The sequence below is a fragment of the Micromonospora sp. IBHARD003 genome (genome assembly GCF_056106285.1).
In genome coordinates this window covers 816,907-840,738 of the sequence record NZ_JBWBBX010000001.1, presented here as the reverse complement: position 1 = coordinate 840,738, position 23,832 = coordinate 816,907, and the positions used below count along the sequence as shown (strand labels likewise).

General features: G+C 65.9%; 24 protein-coding genes. 19 read left to right on the top strand and 5 right to left on the bottom strand.

Features of this window, described 5'->3' with window-relative positions:
* Positions 1-430: 430 nt before the first annotated feature.
* The 19 genes from ACTWOL_RS03470 to ACTWOL_RS03380 all read left to right on the top strand — a co-directional run bounded on the left by ACTWOL_RS03470 (position 431) and on the right by ACTWOL_RS03380 (position 11,276).
* Positions 431-574 carry a hypothetical protein gene (locus tag ACTWOL_RS03470; protein WP_474294179.1) on the top strand — a complete coding sequence of 48 codons (144 nt, stop codon included), beginning with the start codon at positions 431-433 and terminating at the stop codon, positions 572-574.
* A gap of 189 nt (positions 575-763) precedes the next feature.
* The gene (locus ACTWOL_RS03465; RefSeq protein WP_474294177.1) at positions 764-1,207 is read left to right on the top strand and encodes a hypothetical protein; all 444 of its coding nucleotides are present in this window, start codon (positions 764-766) and stop codon (positions 1,205-1,207) included.
* An 8-nt stretch (positions 1,208-1,215) separates the two neighbouring features.
* Positions 1,216-1,344 carry a hypothetical protein gene (locus ACTWOL_RS03460; RefSeq protein ID WP_474294175.1) on the top strand — a complete coding sequence of 43 codons (129 nt, stop codon included), beginning with the start codon at positions 1,216-1,218 and terminating at the stop codon, positions 1,342-1,344.
* 144 nt (positions 1,345-1,488) lie between these two features.
* Positions 1,489-1,662: a hypothetical protein gene (locus ACTWOL_RS03455; RefSeq protein ID WP_474294173.1), complete on the top strand. Its 174-nt coding sequence runs from the start codon at positions 1,489-1,491 to the stop codon at positions 1,660-1,662.
* A gap of 184 nt (positions 1,663-1,846) precedes the next feature.
* Complete coding sequence (locus ACTWOL_RS03450) at positions 1,847-2,929, top strand: AAA family ATPase (protein ID WP_474294171.1); 1,083 nt, start codon at positions 1,847-1,849, stop codon at positions 2,927-2,929.
* A 109-nt stretch (positions 2,930-3,038) separates the two neighbouring features.
* A complete protein-coding gene (locus ACTWOL_RS03445) occupies positions 3,039-3,620 on the top strand; it encodes a hypothetical protein (RefSeq protein ID WP_474294169.1) in 582 nt (193 codons plus the stop codon).
* Between the two features lie 5 nt (positions 3,621-3,625).
* Entirely contained in the window at positions 3,626-3,988 is a 363-nt protein-coding gene (locus tag ACTWOL_RS03440; protein WP_474294167.1) for an HNH endonuclease, read from the top strand.
* A gap of 156 nt (positions 3,989-4,144) precedes the next feature.
* Positions 4,145-4,924, top strand: a complete 780-nt coding sequence (locus tag ACTWOL_RS03435; RefSeq protein ID WP_474294165.1) for a hypothetical protein — start codon at positions 4,145-4,147, stop codon at positions 4,922-4,924.
* A 253-nt stretch (positions 4,925-5,177) separates the two neighbouring features.
* Entirely contained in the window at positions 5,178-5,534 is a 357-nt protein-coding gene (locus ACTWOL_RS03430; RefSeq protein ID WP_474294163.1) for a YqaJ viral recombinase family protein, read from the top strand.
* A 3-nt stretch (positions 5,535-5,537) separates the two neighbouring features.
* Positions 5,538-5,831, top strand: a complete 294-nt coding sequence (locus tag ACTWOL_RS03425; protein ID WP_474294161.1) for a hypothetical protein — start codon at positions 5,538-5,540, stop codon at positions 5,829-5,831.
* Between the two features lie 451 nt (positions 5,832-6,282).
* Entirely contained in the window at positions 6,283-7,218 is a 936-nt protein-coding gene (locus ACTWOL_RS03420) for a hypothetical protein (protein WP_474294158.1), read from the top strand.
* Between the two features lie 62 nt (positions 7,219-7,280).
* A complete protein-coding gene (locus ACTWOL_RS03415) occupies positions 7,281-8,042 on the top strand; it encodes a hypothetical protein (protein WP_474294156.1) in 762 nt (253 codons plus the stop codon).
* Positions 8,039-8,326, top strand: coding sequence for a hypothetical protein (locus ACTWOL_RS03410; protein WP_474294154.1), 288 nt, complete (start codon positions 8,039-8,041; stop codon positions 8,324-8,326). The genes ACTWOL_RS03415 and ACTWOL_RS03410 overlap by 4 nt, the downstream gene beginning before the upstream one ends.
* Before the next feature lie 291 nt (positions 8,327-8,617).
* The gene (locus ACTWOL_RS03405) at positions 8,618-9,328 is read left to right on the top strand and encodes a hypothetical protein (RefSeq protein ID WP_474294153.1); all 711 of its coding nucleotides are present in this window, start codon (positions 8,618-8,620) and stop codon (positions 9,326-9,328) included.
* The gene (locus ACTWOL_RS03400) at positions 9,321-9,470 is read left to right on the top strand and encodes a hypothetical protein (protein ID WP_474294151.1); all 150 of its coding nucleotides are present in this window, start codon (positions 9,321-9,323) and stop codon (positions 9,468-9,470) included. Before ACTWOL_RS03405 ends, ACTWOL_RS03400 begins: the two co-directional genes overlap by 8 nt.
* 34 nt (positions 9,471-9,504) lie before the next feature.
* Positions 9,505-9,993, top strand: coding sequence for a phosphatase domain-containing protein (locus ACTWOL_RS03395; RefSeq protein ID WP_474294149.1), 489 nt, complete (start codon positions 9,505-9,507; stop codon positions 9,991-9,993).
* Between the two features lie 197 nt (positions 9,994-10,190).
* Entirely contained in the window at positions 10,191-10,592 is a 402-nt protein-coding gene (locus ACTWOL_RS03390) for a hypothetical protein (RefSeq protein ID WP_474294147.1), read from the top strand.
* Between the two features lie 85 nt (positions 10,593-10,677).
* Complete coding sequence (locus ACTWOL_RS03385; RefSeq protein ID WP_474294145.1) at positions 10,678-11,019, top strand: hypothetical protein; 342 nt, start codon at positions 10,678-10,680, stop codon at positions 11,017-11,019.
* A 23-nt stretch (positions 11,020-11,042) separates the two neighbouring features.
* Positions 11,043-11,276: a hypothetical protein gene (locus ACTWOL_RS03380; protein ID WP_474294144.1), complete on the top strand. Its 234-nt coding sequence runs from the start codon at positions 11,043-11,045 to the stop codon at positions 11,274-11,276.
* 90 nt (positions 11,277-11,366) lie between these two features.
* Here ACTWOL_RS03380 and ACTWOL_RS03375 read toward each other — a convergent pair whose 3' ends face one another.
* From ACTWOL_RS03375 to ACTWOL_RS03355, 5 genes are all read right to left on the bottom strand, one after another.
* Positions 11,367-11,750: an HU family DNA-binding protein gene (locus ACTWOL_RS03375; RefSeq protein ID WP_474294142.1), complete on the bottom strand. Its 384-nt coding sequence runs from the start codon at positions 11,748-11,750 to the stop codon at positions 11,367-11,369.
* A 133-nt stretch (positions 11,751-11,883) separates the two neighbouring features.
* Positions 11,884-12,249 carry a hypothetical protein gene (locus tag ACTWOL_RS03370; protein ID WP_474294141.1) on the bottom strand — a complete coding sequence of 122 codons (366 nt, stop codon included), beginning with the start codon at positions 12,247-12,249 and terminating at the stop codon, positions 11,884-11,886.
* Positions 12,250-12,291: 42 nt separating this feature from the next.
* The gene (locus ACTWOL_RS03365; protein ID WP_474294139.1) at positions 12,292-14,034 is read right to left on the bottom strand and encodes a hypothetical protein; all 1,743 of its coding nucleotides are present in this window, start codon (positions 14,032-14,034) and stop codon (positions 12,292-12,294) included.
* A gap of 1 nt (position 14,035) precedes the next feature.
* Positions 14,036-19,582 carry a hypothetical protein gene (locus tag ACTWOL_RS03360; RefSeq protein WP_474294138.1) on the bottom strand — a complete coding sequence of 1,849 codons (5,547 nt, stop codon included), beginning with the start codon at positions 19,580-19,582 and terminating at the stop codon, positions 14,036-14,038.
* 178 nt (positions 19,583-19,760) lie between these two features.
* On the bottom strand, positions 19,761-23,813 hold the full coding sequence (locus ACTWOL_RS03355; RefSeq protein WP_474294136.1) for a type IV secretory system conjugative DNA transfer family protein: 4,053 nt from the start codon (positions 23,811-23,813) through the stop codon (positions 19,761-19,763).
* Positions 23,814-23,832: the final 19 nt, after the last annotated feature.

The window sequence follows — 23,832 nt, the reverse complement described above, 5'->3', positions numbered from 1 at the left end:
TGAATGACGCAGTCTGAAGGACAGCCGATGGCCGCCGTGAAGGAGATCTGCTCGGCATAGGGCCAGACCTGGGTGAACGACGAGGACGGCGACGACGTCATCGACGTGAAGAGCTTCGGCGGCGCATACGCTGCAGTGCACAGCCAGAAATGGAACCGTTAGATTCAGTTCAGCGCTTTGCACTTCGGTCAGACATACAGGCTGCTGCCAGGCTTGGCCTCGAACGAGCGTGTGCCGTGTTATCAGCTCTGGATCATGCCCGCTTCGCCCGTGGCCGACGAACAGGCGTCGACCGCCGAGACTCTTCACCCAGGACTCGGCCAACCTGATCGTCATGACCTCCACCAGTACGACGCGGAATGTGGTTCGACAAGCCCGACACCCACACCGTCACCCCGGACGCGCATGGCCTGTACGCCATCTGCGGCCTGTGCTGTGGGGCGAGTGGACGCCGGAGCGGTACACGCACACCGCCGGACAGGACGCGTTCGCGCACGGCGCCGCCGAGTGCGCGAACACCGAGACCACGCACTACCCGGACGGCGTGATCGAGCTGTACGACCGGGGCCGCTAGGAGGCGCACCGCGTCACCCTGCGCCGCGACGAGCCCTGACCCCGAACTCGCCTAGCCGCTGTACGTGTGGTCGGTCGGCCGCGGCAGTGTCGGTGCTGCCGGAAGGGATGCTCCCGCACCACAGGACGCCCCTGACGACCGGGGCGGTCGTCGAGCAGTAACCGAGACACCAACAGAAGGGGCAGACACATGACCACCGACCGGCGCAGCGCATTCGCTGCCGAGCTCGCCAGTCTTGCGAAGAAGTACAAGGGCGCAGTCCGGGCACAGGCCACCACGAAGAGCGGGTACACCATCCTCCTCACTGGCATGTGGGGTGAGGACGTCGGCGCCATCGTCATCACCGGCCCGGACGGCCATGAGGTCCGCCGCGCAGACGGCTGGAAGCTCGGCGAGACCGCCGAGGTCGCCGAGCTCCTGTGGGATGCGCTGGAGGAGGACAGGGCCAGAGCAGCCGAGCGCGAGCGCCTTGAGGGCCTCAAATCCGTGAGTATCACCTCGGAGGACGCCATCGGTTGGGCGGCCGGCAAGGAGACCAGCAGGTATCACCTCACACCTGAGCAGCTCGCTCAGCTGTGCGCGCTGGCCGAGCAGATGGCCGCCGCGAACGCGGCCGTCACCGCAGTCGAATGAAGGGGGGCATGGCCCAGTTCGTGGTCCCTGACGGCTCTACGCTGCACGCATTGCCCGCCACCGCCGGGACGCACGCCAACGGGCGCGCCGTTTCCCACGCCCACATCGCAGTCGCCGAGCAGCGGCTGCGCATATGAATCGGCATCCTCAGGGACTCCGATGTCCTGACCAGTACCATCAGCGCCACCAGCGGCGCCTGGATCCGCGATCTCCACAACGCCGACATCGCAAGCGGCAGAGCAACATCCAGGAGCTCTGCGCCACCCCGGACGAGGTCGTCAATGCCCTCGTCGAACTCTGTCTGCCGCGAGTGGGGCATCCAGCTCTATGTGAGTGCCACCGCGAAGAAGAGCGCGACCCCCAAGGCGCTCTACTCGGTCATCACCGAGTACGGACCCGGCCAGACGGTCGCCGAGCACTTCTTCACCTCGCCTGGCCACATCCCCAAGATCTAGCTCGTCGACGAGCAGCGCCTAGCCGCGCCTGTCGCAACTCTCCTGATGGCCACCGTCACCCTCTCCAAGTCCGTGCTCAACGAGGACGAGGGCGTCTACCGCCCGGACAGCAGCGTGCTTCCGATCCGCTGAGTGCCGCTGCGCCGCCACCACCTACATACCCCTGCGAAAGCGAGAAGTCTCCATGCCCGCATCCACGATCGTCGCCTCCGACGGGGAGTTCCGCCTCTACGGGGACTCCGTGCAGACGTTCGCTGATCTGCCCTTGGCCACCTACACGATCTCCTTCTCCCAGGTGGCCGGCTACAGCCTGCGTCAGACGGAGCCGCTGGCATCCGCCGAAGAGACCGTCTACGGCAGCCATGCCTCCCGTGTACAGCGGATCGTCACAGGCTACTCCGCCATGGACCGCTCGCTCGGCGTCATCCTCTCCGGCGACAAGGGCATGGGCAAGAGCCTCATGCTCCGCCTGCTTACCGAGCGTATGCGCGAGGAGTGCCACCTGCCCACCGTGCTCGTGCAGCACAACACGCCGGGGCTCGCCGCCTTCCTCGACGAGCTCGGTGAAGTTGTCGTCGTCTTCGACGAGTTCGAAAAGATCTTCTCCAATGAAGATGACGAGTCACAGAACCAGTTCCTGAGCCTGTTCGACGGGTTGAGCACGACGAAGCGCCTCTACGTCCTGTCGGTCAACGAGCTGCACCGTGTCAGCGACTACATGCTCAACCGCCCCGGCCGCTTCCACTACCACATGCGCTTCGCCTACCCCGAGCCCGACACAGTCGCCACCTACCTGCGCGACCAGGTGCCCGGAGTGGCAGAGAAGCAGGTGGCCGAGATCGTCGACTTCTCCCGGAAGTACGACATCAACTTCGACCACCTGCGGGCGATCGCCTTCGAGCTGCGCCTCGGTGAGTCGTTCGCTGAGGTGATCGGCGACCTGAACATCAAGCGCAGCGAGCACGCCAGCTCGCGGATCGAGGTACACGTCACCTGGAAGAACGGTGACACCGACCTCTTCGACGGCCGCGTCGATCTGTTCAACAGCGACAGCCTGCAGACCATCAACGACTGGGACACCGGCACCGGGCTGCACTTCCGCATGCGCGACGCCGTCCCGTCCGAGGACGGCTACCTGCTCCCGGATGGTGCCTTCACACTCACCGACCTCCGTGACGAGGACGACAAGTCGCCCGACGACGAGAAGGACCTGCGTGCCGCCGCGGTGACCCTGCGCCGCCCCCGGAAGTACTCCATCGACTTCTGAAGACGCCCCCATCCGAACCATCCGAACCATCCGAGGAGCCACTCCGGCCGCCTCCTCGGCGTTCGATGTCCCCGCTCAGGCGTTCCTGTACAGAAAGCAACCTTCGACCATGCCCAAGTACCGCATCGTCTCCGAGCCCGACCCCGAAGCTGAGCACCGTGAATCCCGGGGGACCGACCTCTGTCATGACGGCATCCGCCTCGTCACCGTTATCGAGGCCGAAGACCTAGTCCGAGCGGTCAGAACCGCCTCCAGATCGCAGCTCAGTGAACACCTGCTCCGCCGGATCGTCTCCGTTGAGGAGATCCACCCCGGCTTCACCTTCTCCGACGAAGAGATCACCCGCGCCCTGAGGGAAGCAACTCTCGCCAGCATTCCAGTGATCGACCCCGACAGTTTCGCGGGCGAGACCACGCCTCTCCGAAACGCGAAGGATTTCAACGACACCGTCCAGCTGGTCGCGATTGCCCTAGGTCAGTCCGGACTCGTCCCAGGAATGGACATCTCCGCCCCCGACAGCGAGATCGTTGAGCCCTATCTCACAGTTGAGGTCCTCGACAGGGTCCGCGGCGCCTACCTCTCGCGAGACACTGAAGTCCGACTGCTCACCGACGACCATGAGGCCGTCGGCTGGGCTGGCGTCCTAGCCGTCGCGCGTGAGCTGATCTCCTTCAGCAACGACCTGCATTGAGCGCCATGCAGCCAGAACCGACTGCTTTGCTCGCCTACCTGGCCGTCGCCGCGATCGGCATTCTGTACCTTGTCGCCGGCATCGGCCGTAAGCGGCGCTGGCGGGATCCTGCCCGGTTCTTCAACTGGTCGCAGAAGCAGCAGCTCATCCGCCAGGCCAACGGCTGGTGCGAGCACAAGCCGCCGCTCTGGTTCCGGTGCCCGGCACCGGGGACCGAGGCCGATCACATACACCCCTGGAGCCGCGGCGGGCCGACTGAACTGTGGAACGGCCAGTTGCTCTGTCGTCGGCACAACCGGCGGAAGTCCAACCGCGTGCCAACCCCCCTCTACCGCTGGCGTCTCGCGCGCCGGCGCAAGAGGTACTGACCGACGCGATAGGCATCAGGAACTAACTCATGACCTGGCTCATCTGAGAAGAGCACTGAGCCTACGCCCGATCAGCGCTTCAACGAGCTGAAGGACCGGCTCAGCGCCGCTGGCGGATCGCCCAGGCTCACCGCATTCCACGACGACCAGGCCCACATGAAGCTGGGGAAGTGGGAGCGGCTGATCTCCCGGATCGAGATGCGTGTCCTCCGTGCCGCTGGTCTCCCCGGCCCGCACGACCAGGCCGCACGCCGAGTCCTCGCCCACCACCACTCCACCGGCCTCCTCGACCGCCACGAGACGCCCGGTCGTCCGCTTCTACACCCGCAAGGACGATGCCCGATGAAGTGCGAAGAGCCCCTGTTTGAGGACGGCCAGAAGTACAGCTACTACAACTGTGTGCTCGACCTGCGTCACTCGGAGGCACACGAGGACGCGCGGGGACGGAAGTACCCCCGCACGATCCCCCTCGGCCTGGACGAGAACCTGAATGACCTGATCACCGAGGGCCACAACGTCGGCCGCGATCTGTACGACCTCGACGACCGGGAGTACCCCGTCGTCGTCAAGACCGTCACCCGGTACGTGCTGTGGGTCAGCGCCCCGTCGGAGGACGACGCCTTGGCCTACTACGGCGACGACCCGACCGACATCAGCCTGACCGGGGAGACGGCCATTGACGGGTCGATCGAGGTCCAGCGCATGGACCACCTCGACGTACACGAAGCGTTCGCCAGCCGCCATCACGGTCAGAAGATCGGCCCGCAAATCCAATGTCCGGACTGCCGGCGCCTCTCCTTCACCCGTACCACCCACCACGACCCCTTCCGCCGGTGCCACGGCCCGATCGTCTGGCGCCCGTGGGGGAACGGCCGCGGTGTGTCCCGTGACTCTGTGGCCCGCCCGATGCCCGTCCGCAAGGCGGTGGCGGTATGAACGACAACCGCTTGATCGAGATCTCGGCCCGTGCGACCGCCGCCACTGCGGGCCCGTGACAGGTGGAGCGCGACGAACCGACGCTGCCCCGCCTGGTCTGCAACGAAGACCGCACCCTCGAGGACGGGGCACGCACCGCGCTCGGCTGGCGCTTCTTCAATGGCAGCTGAGATCCCTGCGCCTACAAAGAGGGCGACCGGGAGGCCATCTGGGCCGCCGGCCACACCGACGTCACCGAGGGCAGTGACGGCCGATGACGGACACCGCGCTGGCCGGGGAGCGATCCCCGGGCGCCGGCCCGGTCGTGGTCGGCATGTTCGAGCCCGGGTCAGAAGAGTGGCACGCGGCCCGGCGGTCCGGGATCGGCGGTAGCGAGATCGCCGCAGTGCTCGGCCTGTCGCCGCACGAGTCCCGGTTCTCGCGTGGCCCGGCCCTCCGCCGACACAAGCCCGCTGCGGTCCCGCCGTACGCGGCGTTCACCGCGCACCCGGCGGGGGCCAGCTGGCTCGCCTGCGACACCACCATCTGCGACCACATGACCACCGTCCACACCCCGCAACCCGGCGGAGCTCACCGCTACACCGGCTGCGACCACACCAAAGGTGACTGACACATGCACCACACCACCACCCACCCGCTCGCCGGGCAGACCGTCACCGTAGCCCCCGCCTCCGCGGTGGACGGCCACGCCGACACCACGCCGTTCGACCTCCGGATCGAGGACTGGAACGACCGTGCATTCGGCCGCTCCTGGATGGACATGCAAGGGCACCCGGCGAGCCTCGGCTACGCCCTGCGCGCGGCCCTCGGCGACCTGCCCCTCGACAACGAAGTGGTCTACGGCAAGGACAACCACGGCTTCGGCCACCTCATCCACACCAACGAGATCCAGGGCGGCGCACAGTGACCACCTCGAACCTCGTCGTCCCGGCCGCCAACACGGCGGCCGGGCCCCGGCCGGGCAGCGCCCGGCGAGCAGGTCGTCGCCCAGGCTTGTGCCGACATCGAGGCTCACGTCCTTGAGGTCGTCCGGCTGACGGGTGCCGAGACCTCCATCGAAGCCTCGTCATTCGATGCCCCGGCGCTGCCGGGGCAAGCTCCCAGCCAAGAGGATCGCACCGATACCTGAGCCCACCACGAGCACCGTGCCTGACGAACTGTGCAACGCGGACCTCGTCGTCGGGGCCGGCGAGCACAGCCGGGCCTTTTGCATGTCCTCATCGGCAAGGTGTCACCGCCAACGAATACCCCGACCTCATCGGCCTGCAACCGAAATCGTCGGCATGTTCAACACTGCAAGATCGCCCACGACATGGGCATTTTCAATGCCGCTCAACACACCCCCTCAAGGAGAGCCTGTGATTGCTGCACTCTTCAACCCGCTGGACATCGAATGCCTCGTGAAGACCGCTGTGGAGCTGTGGGAGGACGTCGACCCCAGCGATCTTTCCGAACACCAGCAGGACACCCTCAACCGCGCACGCGAACTGCGGCTCGCCGAACATGCTGACCAGAAACCTTCTCACCCCGAAGCAGTGACCTTCATCAGCCCGCGCCCGGCAGGACAGGCATGGGTGCTGCGCCGCTGGGATCGCCACGAGGACGTGGTGACCCTCCATGTCGATGAGGACTCCGCTCTGGCCGATCTCGCCGAGTACGTACGCGGAGTCTGGGCCAACCTCCTAAGCGGGGGAGGCATCCCCGACCAGCCGCCTACGGACGACCGTGACGCTGTGCGGCTCTATTACGGCCCCGACCGCGACGGCCGCCCGGACGAGGGGTACAACCTCTATGCCGAGGAGATCAGCAGGCGCGGCCGGACCCGCATCGTGCCGCTCGACTACCGCTTCCCCGATGAGGATGCGAGCGAGCAGGCGAACCGGGACGCCACCTTCCACCCGCAGACCGACGACAACGACCTCCCATGCATCGAGGTCGACGGCGTCCTGGTGTTTGCCTACCTCGACCACGAGGCCGGTGCCGTCCGGGTCTCCGTGAACCTCGATTCCGCGGAAGACCGGCTGGTGCGTCCCGACGGCACTGTGCCGTTGCGCGTGGAGATCAATGATGACGTAGTGCTGGATGACAGTGCGGAGGTCACCGCCAAGCGGGATCTGCTGACCACGCTGCTCGACGCAGCCGATGACCACCAGGATCAGGCAATCCGGGAAGCGGCGTTCGTGGCTGGCGTTCTCTGGCGCTGCCCGACCTGTCAGTGGGACAACCCCCGAGAAGCCACGTGCTGTGAAGGTCCCGGCCCATGCCGCGTCGCGAAACCGAAGAAGACCAGCTGACAGCGCAGCTCTGGGCCGGCTGTCGGTCGGCCCAAGGTACGAACTTGAAGGAGCAGATCATCATGGGCGTGAGTATGCTCACCGCCACCATCGCCTTCCCGGCTGAATGCACCGGACCGCCGAACTTCGACCGCGGCCGTCAGCTGCTCGAGAAGATCGAAGACCCCTCGCTCTTCACCTTCGACGAGCCCGAGACCGAGATCGAGGAGCTGTTGCCGGATCTGGACGGCGAGTCCGACCTTGTCCACGAGAACGGCGAAGTGCTCATCGAGTACGCCCGGCTTGCCGGTCTCGTGGTCATCAACAAACTTGAAGAGGCCCTCGACTCCCGAGAGACCACGTTCCTCACGGTCGCCAACTACAGGCTCTACATCTCCGGTGGGCCCTCCAACGGCGACAGTCCCACGAACGCGACCCAAGCGATCTGGGACGCCCACAAACTGCCCGAGAGCGTGCTCATCGGCATGGGATTCATTACGGACTACGAGTTGCCGCTCTCCCGTGCGAACGGCAGCGGGGACCACACCCCCCTTACTGACACCGACGTGGTCGACGCGATCGCGCTCGGTCTTGGCTCCTCACCGGACTGGTCCGGTGCAACCCTTGAATGGATCGCCGACGCCATCGGCAAGGTGCGCAAGCACCCTGGGGGCCGCGATCCCCGCAAGTACCAGGCCGAGTTCACCGAGGAGCATGCCGTCGATCCGCTCGACGACAGCTTCCTCGCCATGTACGTCGGCGAAGAGACCGTCGAGGTCGACGGGGATCCCCACCTTTCGGCTGGCCACCGCGATGTCACGGTAACTGGAGAGGTGCCGTCATGACGCGCTTCCCGCTCCTCCGATTGCTCGCCCAAGCCTTCCTGAGCGGCATGGCTGGAGCCCTGGTCGTGAACGGCATCTGGCTCGTGGCCGCAGGCGAGACACCGTCGCCAATGGCGAGCCTGGTGTGCGCGCAGCTCGTGACCACCGCGTGGTCGCTCATCCAGGCTGCCCGTTTCCGGCGGAAGTGGCAGGCAGTCCTCGTCTCCTACAACAAGCCTGCCCTGGGCGAAGGGATCGACATCCCGCACCGGCCGCCAGCCGACAACGAGGAGGGCAGCCCATGAACGACGAGCAGTGGAACGCCCTGTACCCGATCGGTACGCCGGTGGTCACGTACACCGGCGTCCGCCCGGGAAGACCCGCTCGCGGTCGCGGTCCGGAAGAGGCAGGCGGACGGTCGCTTCGTGGACCAGGCCGACGCGGACCTGTGCCGCGCCCTAGTGCAGAGCCGATCCCCGGAGATGCCCTCCGCTTCCACGTCCGCGACACCGCCATCGTCATCGAATACGCCACCGAGGAGCGATCATGCGAGGGCACCAGGCACAGCAGATCGAGGCGTCTGAGGTGATGCCGGCATGAGCCGCCGTCCGGCCCAGGAGCCAGCGACCGATGCGGAGCACGGCGGGGAGATCCACCCCGCCTTTGGCGTCGCGGTTGTCACGCGACGAAGCGGAGGAGGCCGTTCGCTGTTCCAGTCCGACCTGCTCCACAACGAGACCGTCTCGCTCTCCGTCCACGAGGCCGTGCGCAAGCGCGACCTCAACCACGACTGGGTCTATCCAGGCCGAGAGCTCGTGGAGATCGAGATGAGCCTCGCGCAATGGGGCTCACTCGTGTCCTCCATGGGCCTCGGCAGCGGCGTGCCGGTGACCATCCGGCGTACCGAGCACGATCCCTTCGTACCCGAGATTTCTCACCAGCCCCGCACCGCCGAGAATCTGCGGGAGGTTCGGGAGGTCACCGACCGGATGTATACCCGCGTCAAGGCTGCCACGGCGGCACTGCATGAGGCGATCCACGAGAAGAAGGGCGTGAGGGCCACCAAGGAGGCACTCAGCGCGCTGGAGAACGCCGTCGCCGGTGCGGGCAGCAACGCCCAGTTCACCGTCGACTCACTCGTGGAGGCTGGTGAGCAGGTCGTCGCCCAAGCCCGCGCCGACATCGAGGCCCACGTCCTGGAGGTCATCCGTCTGACCGGTGCCGAGCCATCCATTGAAGCCTCGTCGTTCGATGCCCCGGCGCTGCCGGGGCCAGTTGTCAGTCGAGAGGAGCCCACCGATGCCTGAAAACGCCGTGCCCGACGAGCTGTTCGATGCCGACGATCACACCCTGGCCAACCGCTCCGACTGGATCGTCCAAGACGGCGGGCTCATTCGTGCCCCCGTGGTCGGCGACTTCGTCCCCGAATCTCCTCCGGAGGCCGACTGAAGCACCAGCCTCGACGCGGAGGCAAACGCCAGTTATGAACGCACGCACGACCATGGGGACGTCGCGCCAGCCCCGGGCAGTCATCGTCGACATCGACGGGACGGTCGCCAAGCATGTGCTGTCTGACGGCACGCTGCTACGGGGCCATCACGACTATCGACTGGTGGTCTGGGATCTGCCCAACCCGCCGATCATCGATACGGTGAACGCGCTGCGCGATGCTGGCAGCCAGATCATCTTCTGCTCTGGCCGGCCCGAGCGTGACGACCGGGGGTACAGCGTCCGCGCTGCGACCCGGGGATGGCTAAGCCAGCACCTGGGGGAGTGGGCTGACGATGCTCTGCTGCTGATGCGCGACCAGGGAGACATGCGCCCCGACCACGTCGTCAAGCACGAGCTGTTCAACACCCACGTTCGTGACACCTACGACGTTCTCCTGGCCCTGGACGACCGTGACCGAGTGGTGGCCCTGTGGCGCTCGCTCGGCATCGTCTGCCTGCAGGTCGACGAGGGGAACTTCTGAGGTCACGACCGTCCATCCATCATGGCCCGTGTCCCAGCCCCGCACCGTGCGGGACTGGGGCACGGGTCTCCTCATTCTCTTGCCCGTCCTGCCTCTCAGAGACGGGGCGATCGTCCATTTGACGCCCATATAGACTCGACGAGAACTGTCGCATTCGAGTCGACAACAAGTTATTCCCGACTGATTAGACTGAAGGTATGACTCACAACGGCAATACTCACGACAACGGCACTCCCGACGCCGAGCTCCCGAAGTTCCCCGTCAATGTCGTCCCGACCGACCAGCTCAGGCGCGAGGACCTCGCCACGATGCTGACCCTCTATCGCCGCGGCGAGATCACGCCGCTGATCTTCGGGGACGGCAGCAAGCCTGAGGCTGCGGTCATCCCCTTCGCCGCGTTCGTGCGCCTCATGAAGTACCACCACGCGGCCCACGTCCACGCTGAGGCTGCTTTCCAGGCCGAGCTTTCCCGTCGCACGCGGGAGTCCGACGCCTCCGGCGAGCCGAGCATGACCATCGAGGAGCTCGCCGAGAGCCTCGGCCCGCTCGGTCGGCAGTGGGCGGATGAGCATCGTGGGGTCAGGCTCGCCCGCGGGTGACGTTTCGAAACTGCCGATCGAGCGCTGCTTTCCCCATTGAGGGCTTCTTGTGAAATGGATGCAATAGTAATTCGATAATGTCGGGATGGTGGCGATGTGCGACTACGAACCAATATCCCAGGCGATTGCGCCTGATGCCGAACCCCAGTCCAGCACAGCCGCGGGACGCCGCCGGCGGATCGGTCCTCGTTCCGCGCTCTTCGTACGGCGCGGCATCGGACTGGCGATCGCCCTCGGCATGGCCTACGGCATCTTCCATGTCATCTTCCGCACTGAGGTGCTCGCCCCCGTGCTGGCCTACGTCGGACCCGTCAAGGGCCTCGTCGGCTGGGTGGTCGAGGATCCGGGGCGGGCCTGGATCGCGCTGGCGGCCCTCGTCATCCCGCACATCGGGTTGTACTACCTGCTCTTCGAGGACCGGAAGTAGGGCGGGGCGTCATGTGCGGGACCATGTTCAAGAGCGCCCGCGTCATCATCGCCCTTGGTCTGATCGGCGGCGTCAGCCTGGCAGCCGTCATCGGATGGGGCGCCGGCTTCTTCGCCTCGGTCTCGAGCACCGGCGCCTGCCTGTGGAACGACTTCATGGGCTGGATCAACTCGCCGCTGGGATGGGAGGCTGGGGCCGGCGTGCTCCTCGTCCCGGTCATCATGCTCGTGCTGATCTTCGCCATCGCCGACGGCTGAGCCTCGCAACTGGGCTCCTCCCACCACGAAAGAACCCCCGTGATGCCTGCGCATCACGGGGGTTCTCTTTTTCTGCCAGCTCCTCGTCGCCTACGACGCGGCCTGTAGCTCACGATCCTCAATCACGTTCTCGAACTCGTCGGCATCCTCGATCGTCCCGTAAGTCTCCGGTGAGATCTCGTTCTTGTCGCCCCCGAGCCGGCGGTTGAAGCTGCTCGACGCGGAGAACTTCAGCACCACGTAGTCGTCGACGTTGCTCTTGCCGAAGCGCACCTTGTGACCCTTGTGATCCTGTCGGTAAAAGCGGCCGAAGCTCGTGAGCACGACCGTCTCCCCACAGCTGACCGCACCCGTGAGTTCACCGAGCAACGACTCGTACACCTTGTTCACCACCCGGACCGGCAACCCGCTGCGAGTCGCGACCCGAGAGATGAACTTGCGCTTACTGACACGCGGATTCGTCGTCGTCTCCATGCCCACGCCCTGTCCTGTCGTCCTTCATGCCGCGGTTTCACTTAGAAACCAGTCTATCGAAGGTAGTCACGAGTCTAGAAGGAGGGGCGGTCTTATCGAGTGCCGCTCGCTTCGCTTATAGTTCCCCATTCGGCTAGAGCTCCAGATCCGGCTCGATCTCCTCCCGGTCGTCCCTGGGCTCGTAGTCGACCGACTCGATGATGCTCCGCGTGTTCGGATCGCGGCGCTGGTTCACGACCTTGTCGTGGGACTCCTCGAACCGCCGCTGCGCCGCCACACGGTGGGCCGCATCGAGTTTCGCGCCGATGTTGCGCTCCCCGAACTCCATCATCGAGCCCAGCAATGACTTCGTGCCCTGCTTGGTCGCGCTGACGTTCGGCTTGTTCTGGGCCCGCTGCTGCTTCCATCGGTTCCGGTCCTCCGGCGTGACGTAGCCGAACATCTGCGCTAAACGCGATCCGAACCTGACCTGCTGTCCCTCATTCTGTTCCTGGCTCATGACCCTTCCCTCTGCTCCTTGTTTCGTGTTCTCGGATCACCCTCAGGCGGGCTGGTAGTCCTCGGCATCGGCCTCAGCGTTCGGGCCGTCGTTCTGCGGGCCGGTCTCTCTCTCGGACGACGGGCCCGTAGGGCGCGACCGCGGCTTGAGCCGCTGCTTCTCGAAGAAGCCGCCCGGGTCGTCGACCGCCGTCTGCAGCGTCTGCTGCCAGTTCTCCCCGAGGCTCCGCTTCAACTCAGCCTCAAGTTCCGGGTACTTCTCGTTCACTGCCTCCAACGCGTCGACGTAAGCGTTGGAGTAGACCCGCTGCTGTTCCTCGGGCGAAAGACCGTCGATGTCCATGCTCGCGATCATCACCTCGGACTGGTCCAGGCGGTGCTGGAGCATGTCGGGCAGCCCGCTGGTGTCCAGGCCCTGTTTCTGCGCCGCGAAGCCGACCAGGTAACCCAGCATGTTGCCCCCGTAGCCCTCCTGGTCGCCGCGGCCCAGCGCGTCGAGCATCGAGGTCTTCATCGTCTCGGCGAGCTGGACCTGGTGGGCGTCCGCGTCCGTGGGCCGGCGCAGCGTGAACATCCCGTCCTTGGGCAGACGCTGGCCCAGCTGGTCGTCGAACTCCCCGCTCCAGACCGTGCGGACTCTGTCCGAGCCCGCGATCCGCTCCTCGTGCGCAGGGGCCTTGACGATCCGGCCGTGGGCCAAGCCGTTGAACATCGTGCGCAGCTCGGGCTCGTATTCCATCCGCTCGCCGATGATCATCCGCGCGCGCTGGACGACCTCCTGGCGTTCCAGGCCGTCTTCGCTCATCTGCTCGTGCAGCCGCTTGCGCATCGCCCGGTAGCTGTCGCGAATCAGGCCGGCATCCGCGCCTGGCTCACGCATCTTCCAGAAGGCGTTCTCCATGAGCGCGACCTCGGTCATGGCCGCCGAGTCCGGAGTGAACATCTCCCGGTGACCGCGTTCGCGGTGCTGCATGGCGTCGAAGCGCTTGCGCCACTTCTTCGGCAGGTGATCACGCGGATCGGTGCTGCCGATGAGGCGCTCGCGCCGGGCGTCGCTCGGCACATCCTTGAAGATCCTCTGCCGGTGCGCGATGCCCCTCTCGGCAGAGGCGACCATGCCGCGGGTCCTGGTGTCGATGCGCTCCTGGATCTTGTCCTTGAAGGGCTGGAGGTAACTGTCCATCTCCTTCTTGAAGTCCGGGGCAAGCATCCGCATCGCCATCACCATGCCGACGGCCTGGACGACCGAGTTGGCATTCACCCCTCGCGAGAGCGGCTTGAGACACGACTGCATCATCATCTGCATGTAGACGTGGTGCATGACGCCGAGCTCCTGAGTCCGCTCCTCGTCGTTGAAGCCGGGCACCAGCAGCTTCGAGTCCCGCAGCGAGGTCATGTACTTCTCGCCGGCCAGCCGCATCTCCGCCCGGAGCTTGAGCAGCTGCTCGCGCTGATCCAGGCCCTCGCTTTCGTCCTCGGCCCGGTCGACGTCGATCCAGTGCACGCGCTCGCGGGCGGCCATCCGCTCCCGGGTCTTAGCGCCGAAGAACCCGCGGGCACGGTCCCGGAGCCGCTCGCGCCAGGCGCGCGAACCGTCTGCGTCCTCCGGTCCGGGCACGTCGATCACCTCGGCGTCGATCGGCTCGTCGGCCGAACGCGAGTCCCGGGAGGCGTACGCGTCGCCCTGAGGCTCGTCAGCCTGCTGCCGATCGTCGTCAACCGGAAGCTCCTTGGCCGCGCGCGGACGGCCCGCAGGCCCCGTTCCCAGTTCCTTGCGCTGTGCCATCTCAGCACCCCATCCCGTAGTCGTCGTCGCTCTGCGGCTGATCGATCTCGATGCTCGGCGTGTAGAGCGGGCGCGACGCGCCCACGCCCACGGCATGCGCAGAGCGGCGGTGCGAGCCGCGGGTGCGGGAGGCCCCCGCGTCCTGAGTGATCACGTCGCGCTTGACCACCGAGTCATCGACGGCGATCACAGCGCTGTCCAGGCTGATTGCTTCAGCGGAGCTCAGCTGATCGAGCTGCCGGGACATCTCGGCCCGGGCCTTCCGGGTCCCCGAGGACGCGAACTGCTCGTTCTTCTCGCCGTCGTAGACGCTCTCGCGGTTCTTGGCCGCCTGCACGAGGGCCTCGAAGCCACCGCCGTAGGCCATGCGGTCCATCACGGTGCCGGCCAGCGATGGGTCCTCTTCGAGGTTGCGGATGAGCCCGGTCTTCGGGTCCTCCAGCGCATTGACCACGCGGGCCACGTAGTCCGGGTTGACCGTGACGCCGAAGCCCTCCTTGGACTCGTAAAACTCGATGAACTGCTTCTCCCACTCCTCGGCCGTGGCTTGGACCGGCTCACCGTCGAGGAACGCCGTGCGCCACTGACCGGGGCCGACGTGTTCGATGCTGCGGCCCCTCCAGAGCTCGCGGCCGGGGCCCTGAAGCATCGCGTACTTGTGCCGGGCCTCGGCGGCGTCGTGCTTGGCCTGCAGGATCGACTGAGTCACCGGGTAGGTGACCTCAAGGACGGCCTTGAGGTCTTCGCCGCGCAGCGCGCGCACGGCGCGCTGGCTGAACGAGCCGCCCAGGCCGGTGCCGTGGGCCTTGATCGCCGTGGCGAACATCGAGGCTTCCTGGTCGGCCTGCGTGATGCCGGGCGTGCCCTGCGCATCGCCCAGGTTCCGGGCGTAGTCGGCGAGCTTCTTCTCGCTGCCCTTGGCCCCGGTCTCGACACAGACCTCGCGCACGCTTTGCAGGTGCGTCTCGCGATCCGAGAACGTCAGTGCCGCGCCGAACTCGCCACGCTGCGCCTGGCGGTACAGCCAGCTCAACTCCTGCGTCACGCTCTGCTGGTCGAGCTTGATCTCCTCCGGCGCCTCTGCGCCCGTGAGCGCCTGCAGTCGAAGCCGGTTTGCCTCTCTCCGAGAGCTCTCCAGCTCCTCGGCCAGTCCGGCGTCCTTGGAGAGCGCGACCTGGGTGTCCAGCGACACCTGCATGGCCAGCGGGTGCGAGCCGTCGTTCTTGACCACGCCGGTGTCCAGCAGGTTGGCCGGGACAGAGAGCTTTGCCAGAGCTTCCTCCTTGGCAGCCTCGCTGTGCAGCTTCACCACGGCGACGGCGTCGCCGTCGAAGTCGCCGTCGAAGCAGGCGTCCATCACCGGGTTGATCGCGGCACCGGTGAGCCGGTCGTCGATCGCGACCCGCATGTAACGCACGCCGGCGTCACGGAGCACCGGGTCACGCCACACCAGCGCGTGGTCGCCCTCGGCCAGCCCCAGCTGCTCGGCCTTGACCGAGCTGAGCGCAACCTGGTCGACGTCCAGCCGTGGGTCTGAGGTCCACACCATCGTCGCCGAGTCGGTGAGCCGCGAGGCCATCAGCCCGGTTTTGAAGATGTTGTTCTTGCCCGTCAGCACCCGGCTCTGCACCTCGGTCGTGATCGCCTCGAAGGCGCGCTGAGCGCGCGAGACCGACTCGCTCATGCCGCGGCGCACCTCGGCGCGCTTCTGTGCGGGCAGGCCCTGGCTGTCGAGCTGCTCGGCCATGTAGCGGTAGCGGCAGGCCTCGACGAAGACGTCCTGGTAGCTGCGGGTGTAGTCGTGCGTGACGGAGGACCCGTCCTCGAACTCCTGGCCACTGCGCAGATGCGAGGACATCACTGGCAGCTTCCACGAGCTCGCGCTCATCGTCTCGGTCTGTTCACCGGTCGGGTACGTGAGTGGGAATGGGATTTCCATGTCGCCGCCGCGGTCGCCGATGAGATCGCCGAAGGATTTGCGCATCCCCGTGGTGTTGAGTCCCGGGAGCTGGCCCTCCTTGCGCGGCTGAGTGCGCAGTAGCTCGGGCATCGGGATGAAGCGGCGCTCTGGGCGCTCGTCGAGGTCCTCGGCCTGGCCGATCACCCGCAGTGTGCCGTCAGCCTCCATGTCCATGCCGGTCACCAGTAGGTATTCGCGCAGGTTTGATTCGGCCCCGCTGTTGTGGCCGTAGAACTCGCGCATGATCGACGGGCAGTCCTGAGACTGCAGCGCCCAGGCCAGCTGAGAGGAGGCCTTACGGCCCTTGCCGGCACGCACTTGCTCGTCGTCGTAGATCTTCGTCTTCTCGTCGACGGCCATGTGGGTGACCACGAAGCGCATCTCTCCCAGGGCACTCGGCCGCAGTTCTCCGTCGGGGGAGCGCAGGTCGGAGACGTTCCCGTTCATCAGCTCGCGCGCCGAGCCCGCGTTGCGCCGGGAGATCAGGCTGAACGGGCTCATCACCACGTCAAGGCCCGGGTTGGCCCGGAACCAGTTGACCTCTTCGACGACATCCTTCTCCTGCGCGTCCCGCGGCCGCATGTCACGGTCGACGATCAGCGAGATCACGCCCTTGTTGCCGTGCAGATCCGAGATCTTGTCGCCCACGACGAGATCGCGCTTCTGGCCGCCGGCCCCGCGGATGCGGTGGCGCTCGGCGAATTCCTTTGACACCACGATCGGGTCGTCAGCTGTCCAGCCGCCGAAGGTCATCAGCGCCGTCTTCGCCGGCGCGGTGACCTCAGAAGACTGCATGATCGTCGAGGCCGTCATCTGCTGGCGGTCGAACGGGTCGTACCGCAGCGTCTCGAGCTCGGGGAGAGCCATGAGCGGTGCACGCTGTCCGGCCACGCTCTCGTCGCCCGGCACGATCCTGCCGTCGGCGTCGACTTGGGCCTGAGTGGTCAGGTACCGCACGATGCCCTGGTTGGTCGCGCCTCCGGTCATCACCGGGTCGAAGTAGCCGCTGGGCGCAGTGACGTTGTTCCGGTCCTTGCCGGTGAGCACTGTCATGTTCCGCCCGCCGGTGAGCCGCCAGGCGTCGAAGCGGTTGTCGTCAGCCGGGTCAGTTCGGTCGCGCTGGGCCCGGTACTCGGCGTAGATCGTCGAGCCGGCCTTGATCTCGTTGGAGTAGCGCACACGGCGCGCCTCGGTCTGCAGGATCGCGGCCGTCCACTCGTCCAGGTGCTCCTTGATCTCGCCGGTGGACTCGTCGAGCTGGTACGTGGTGGCGCGCTCGATGAAATCGGTCGGGTGCTTCGTGCCGTACAGCTGTGAGTAGACCGCGTTGAGCGAGGAGGGCTCGCCGGTCTCGCTGCGCCCGGCGATGAGGTCGCTGGCGATCTGGTACTGGATGCGCTCGTGCATGAGCTGCTCGTAGCCGCGCAGGCGTGTGCGTTCCTCGACCGAGGTCGGAGCCTCGCCCGGAGTCTGGGCCGTGATTGTGGCCTCGTAGCCCGGTACGACCAGGGCGTTCTCCCCGCTGGCGAAGGCGGTGGTGATCTCGCCGTACTCGCCGACATCGAAGACCTGGCCGATCTCACCCGAGATCGGAGTCCCCTTGCCGTCACGGCGCAGCTTCTCGCCGCTCCAGCGGATGACGCCCTGCTCGTCGACCAGGATCTCGGAGACCGTCGCCGCGTTGTGCTCGATGCTCTCGAGCACGGTGGCCCCGATGCGCCGCATGAACGCAGATTCGTGATCGGCGATCGGCATGGAGCGCTCGGCGTTGAAGCGGACGAGTCGGTCCTTGAACCGGGTCGTCTGGAAGGTCGAGCCCATCATCTCGTCGGGGGAGATCCCGCAACGACGAAGCGCCGAGGCGAGGTTGTCGAGGTTCGACCACTGCCCGGTGGGGCTGGTCATATACCGCGCCACCCGGTCCGGGTCGAAGCGCTGATCGACCCACTCGCCGTTGACGTCGTGGGGCTCCGCCTTCCACGTTCCGATGAGTTCGAAGGGGACGTCCTCGGCGTGCTGCCGGACCTTCTCGACGGCGGTGCCACCGTAGACGAGGTTGCCCATCTCGGGCACCTCCTCGGCCTGCAGCTCGCCGATCTTCTCCAGCCGTTCGTGGTACATCTCTTCGGTCGCGCCGGGGCGCAGCAGATCGCTGTGCGCGCCGGTGAGCACGTCCCAGTAGGAGCGCTGGATCGCAGCAACCTCAGTGTCAGCCGAGTAGTGTGGCGGCTCGATTGCATCCAGCTGTCCGCCGGTTCGCTCCAGCTCGGCCTCAGCGCGAGTGATCAGGTCTTCGACGCCAAGAGCTGCCTGCAGATTCTCCCGCGCGCTCTTGACGGCGGCCTTCGCGTAGGCCTCGGCGGGCTCGGAGTCGACGAAGAAGGTCGGCAGGGAGCGGTTCTTCGCGTCCCGGCGCAGCATCACCTTCGACCCGGTCCGGGGACCGGACTCACCCGGGGCCACGTAGTCGCCGACCACGAACATCGACTCCCGGTCGACGTGGTAGCTGTCGGGTACATCAACGACCGTGCGGCCACGGTCGCGCTCCTGGTGCGTCGTGCCGGTTTCGCCGGCGGCGTGCCCCGGCAGATCCGTGCGCTTGACGCGGTGGCCCTGGGCGAAGCGCAGCAGCTGAACGGCTTCCGCCGGCGAGGGGGAGTAGACCGCCATGCCGCCCGGGACCCGGTAGTTCGTAGAGTAGCGCAGCACGGTGCCGTTGTCGTAGATCCGGGCTCCGGCGTACTCCTCCTGGCGCGTGTCGGTGAGGCGGATCTCCATGCCGGTCTGGGCGATCTTCGCCTTGATCTGGCCGGGCTCGCGGTCGCGCATCACCTTGTAGGACACGCCCTGGGCCTTCAGCTCTTCGAGCAGTGCTGCCGAGCGTGCCACGGCGCGTTGGGACATGAAGCGGTTGCGGTCGACACGGTTCGTCTGGGGATCCCGGCCGCCGTCGATGACCCACTCGCGGACTTGGTCGTACTCCTGCTGGCTCATCTTGTCCATCAGCGCGGTGAGTCCAGCGGCGTCGTCGTTCGTCATCGCGCGGCCCGCCTCGAACGGCTTGCCTTCGTCGTCGATGCGCCAGAGCACCATGTTCCCGCGCCGGGGATCGGCCAGGGTTTCCACCTCGCCGCCGGCCACACGTGCGATCGTCTCGTCCGGCAGGTACACCAGCGCGGTCCCGGCCCGCTTCACGGTCGCGCGTTCGGACCAGTCGGGGGCGTAGGGGCTGATCGGCAGCCGGGCCGACTTCGGGTCGGCCGAGGCACCGACGCCGGTGGCACGGGTGAACTCCCGCTGCGACTGCTGGTAGCGCTCGTTCTGCGGGGAATGGTCACCGAACTGTGGCTCGTAGTTGGACACCTTCTCCGCGAACGCCTGGTCGACGGCGGTGAGGCAGTCCGTGACGCCCAGCCGCGGGTCGGCCAGCGCGGTGCCCCGCTGGCCGAGGATCTCGTCGACCCGGGCGCGGATCGCCTTGGCCTGAGAGATCGGAATGACCTGTCCGGTCTGCTCCCGGGCCTGCTCGACTGCCTTGTAGTAGACGTACTCGTAGAAGTACCTGCGCAGTCCGTGCGCCTTCTTCATGGCTAATCAGCCTCCTGTGGAAGCTCGGGATTACATAAGTATGCATAGAGACTACCTTGCTTATCGAAAGGATGTGATAGGTCATTTGGAAAGGTAGGTGTCGAGGTGGTCTCTCTTAGTCGAGAGACGCCCTCGGCACTGGTCGTGATCCTCGGCTGGCCCCCAAGGTGGCCGCCGGCTACTTCGAGTTCATCTCGATGGCCATGGCCCGGTCGAACCGGCCGTCGGCCAGCACCTCCCAGCTCGGCAGTGAGGCCAGGTACTGGTAGAAGGCCGAGTGGACCTTCACCGTCGCCAGCGACTTCAGGTCCTCCTCGGTGACGTCCTCCTCCGCGAACACCCGCGAGTCCTCGTCGTTCACGTGGCCGTTGATCCGGCGGGCCGCATTGGCGTACGCGTCCGAGCGGATCTGGCTGATGTACGTCTGGGACCCATCAGCGCTGCGCAGCTCGCCGTCGCCGCCGACCGAGAAGTGCTCGCGGTCCTGCTCCAACTCGGTCTGTGTCGACTTGTAGGCCTCACCGATCTCGATGTCCAGGTTCTTGACCTTCGCCGAGCCGTCGGGGTTGATCAGCATTTCCTTGCTGATCGCCCCCTCGGCGTAGAGCAGGCGCTGCCGCTCGGCGCTGACCGCCTGACTCTTGGCGACCGCAACCCCGACCTCGACGTTCTCGATGAACTGGTCCTCGTCGAACATGCTCATCCCCTCGTAATCGTCGGGGTCGACGACCACCGGGACGTTGGGGTCCTGACCCTCGTCGACCGTGGTCATCGTCGTGATGACCTCCATGACCTCGTCGGCGTAGACATCCGGGTCCAGGCGCTCAATGTCGACCTCCTGGTAGCCGTAGATCTCCTTGTACTGCGCCTTCGCGTCCGCGGCCTTGACCGCCTGCCGCATGCGCTTCCCCAGCATCTTCACGAAGTCCGGCTGGTTCATCCGCACGTCGAAGTCCATGGCACTGGACAGGGTCGGGATCGTCTGCAGCGAGTAGGTGTGCCCCGGGTGCTTGATCGTGTTCCCCAGCAGCCGGAACGACATCGGCAGGATCGTCTGGTTGCGGTTCCAGATCGGCGCGTCGCCGGCCCGGAAGACGATCGAGTTGCGTGGCGAGAGGAATGCCATGTCGTTGTAGCGGATCAGCGGCTCTTCCTTGGTGTTCATCGTGTAGGAGACCCGGCCCTCGGTCTTGCCGCCGATGACCTTGTCGAGATCCTGGCTGATCTGCTTGCTGTCCCGGTACGACCGGTGCGTCTTGCCGCCCATCTTCTCCAGCGTCTCGATCATCGAATCGTCCGTGGACTTCAAGAAGACGATGTTCGAGGTGTTGCCCTGCACGATCTTGTCGACGCTCTCGCCGTAGACGTCGCGCAGCTGCTGCAGGGTCTGCAGGATGAGCGTGAACTGCTGCTCCTGGCCTAGGCCGATGGAGAGCATCGTCTCGAAGCCGTCGATGCCTTTGCCCTCCGACTGCAGGTTGCCGAGCTCGTCGAGCATGAACCGCGTGCGGTAGAGCGGCTTCTGGTTCGACTTCGTCATGTACGCCTGATCGGCGCTCACGTCGAACAGCTGCTTGACCAGGATCAGGATCAGCTTCGCGTACTTCATCAGGTGAGGTGGAGTCACCAAGAAAAGCGCCTTCGGGGACTCCGAGTAGCGCGACAGCGTCTGCGTGATCGCCCGTGCCTGGTACGGGACCTTCTCCGGGTTGCCACCGCCGGAGAAGTCGAGTCGCGTGTCCGGGTAGAGCGTGTCCCCGGGCTGGAAGGACAGGACCTTCCCGTCCCGGGTGCCACCCTCACGCACCGGCTTGAGCTCACGCATCACGCCGTTCTTCACGATCTTCTTGCCCGTCACCGGCTCGACCACGTAGTGCCGGCCGTTGAGCGAGACCTGGTAGTTCTTCGTGAAGCTGAAGTAGAAGGTGCGCACCAGCATCTTCGTCTGCGGGTTGACCAGCTCCAGCTTGAGCCAGGCGTCGTCGCCAGGGAACTTGCCCTTGAAGTTGTACCGGGCCCAACCCTCGCGGCCGACGATCTCCTCGTGCTCGAAGTCCTCACCCAGGTTCCCGGTGAACATCGGGTCCGCGTAGGCCGACCACACGGCCTGCTGACCGACGAGGTGGTCGCGCTTGACGTAGTTCGGATCGAAGCGCACTCCGAGGCGACGCGGGAAGCTCAGGCCGGCCAGGTCGGTGTTCTGCGAGGGCTTGCCCGAGGTCAGCGTTGAGATCGTGGGGTCAGTGAAGAACGACATGGCGGTGATCGCGATGCCGTACACCGAGGCCAGCATCTTCTCCGCCCCGGCCATCGAGCGCAGCGCGTTGTGGGCGTTGCCCACCAGCGTGCGCATGTTGTTGCGGGGCAGCTCCTCGCTCGCGTTGAAGTACAGGCTGAGCATGTCCTGATCGGCCTTGCCCTCCCACATGAAGGCTTGGGCCGCCGCCTTCTCCTGCTCCTCGGCCAAGGCGTCTTCGTTGTTCTCGAACTCGCCGGTCTTGACCCGCTTCTCCAGCTCGGCCTCAGGGTTCTTGATCTTCTTCGAGCTCATTTGCACGAAGAGCTGGTAGCAGTTGTAGAGCGTGACCTTGCCCCAGAGATCATCAAGCTTCTGCTCCAGCAGAGCCGGGTCCATATTCAGCAAGGCTGCGGCGCTGCGCAGCTCCCGTTCCTCCTCCAGGTAGAAGTCGATCAACCCGTAAGCTGCGCGCTTGAAGGCGTTGTTGGCGGCATTGGGCCAGACCGGGTCCTCGCCGCCAGCGAGCGGAAAGAAGATCCCGGCGATGTTCTCCACGTACAGCGCGCACTTGGTGAAGTTGCCCTCACGCGCCGCGTCGGCCGCCAGCCCCAGGGGGCTGTAGATGTCGGTCTTCATGGAGTTGATCAGGTTGAACTGCACCGGCTCGAACCCGCGTGTGACCAGGGGCACGTAGTTCTTCACCAACAACTCGCCCTTGGGGTCGTTGATGACCATGTTCGAGGGCTTCTTCTCCCGCGACCACATGTCGATGATCGGCTCGATGTACGTCTGGCCCTTGCCGGCTCGGGTGATGGCCAGCACCATGGTGTTCACCGGCGCGGTATCGACCACGTACGCCCCGGCCGGGCGCTGGACCTCGTACGCCGGGAACTCCCAGTCCTCCTTGATCAGGTCAGCGACGGTCTTGTACGTGTCCGACCCGAAGCCGAGCTTGTCCCGGTTCTTGCCGTCAGGGTTGTACGGGATCCGCGTCGTGTCGTACTTCTGACGCAGCGTCTTGTCATCGGGTAGCCCGGATGCCTCGAACAGCCTGTCACCGAAGTCCTCGTCGATGATCGGCAGGGTCTGCGTCAGCGGATTGCCCTCGTCGTCGTCCATGACCTCGCCGGCGTAATAGACGAGGTTCCCCTCCTCCTCGATGACGTCCTTCTTGGCGCGCTGGCCGACCTCGACGGTGCCCAGGCCCTTCTTCTTGAGCATCATGTGGCTGAGCATCGAGCTGACCTGCACGCTCGAGTGAGCACCGGCGTCGGGGAACCAGTCGTAGTTCTGCTGGATCTCTTCCGGCAGAGCGATGTGCTGGTCGTTCTGGTACTGGTTGATATCGCTCGTGGTGTTCATCAGGTTCGCCGCGGCGACCTTCCGCGAGAACCACGTACCGATGATGAGGGCGACCATCAGACCCGAGCCGAGCGTGATGAAAAGCTTGAACCCCGAGACGTCGGCCAGCTGCTCTCCGACCGTCGTCGCGCTCTTCTTGGGGTCAGCCGGCCTCGCGGCGCTGGGCTTGCCGTTCTTCGCCGCGGCGTACCAACTGGGAACCGGAACAGCCTCAGCGCTGGAGTAACACTTCGCCTTCACGTCCGAGTTGCCGTCCTTGGTCAGGGGCCGGTAACACTTCACGACCGAGCCGCCCGCACCCGTCGTGGTGTCCTGGACGTAGTACGCGCTCGGCTTACCGGTGCTGCTGCCGCTGCCGGACACACCCGAACCCACGGACACACCCAACGAGAGCACCGCTGCGGCGATGAGCGAGTAGAAGACCCAGGCGACGATCGTCACCAGCATGCCGGTAATCACCGCGGCGACGATGCCCGGTCTGGTGGACCTCAGGGTCAGGAACTTGCTCCGGTCCAGCTGCTGGTTGTCGTAGACGTCTCGGTTCGTCAGCGTCTCGCCCGGCGTCCGTGCCGAGATCTTGTCCCAGCTGCTTGCCTTCGGCCGTGCCGCCTTCCGCCTGTTCGTGGCCATCGTGATCCCTTACTCTCGA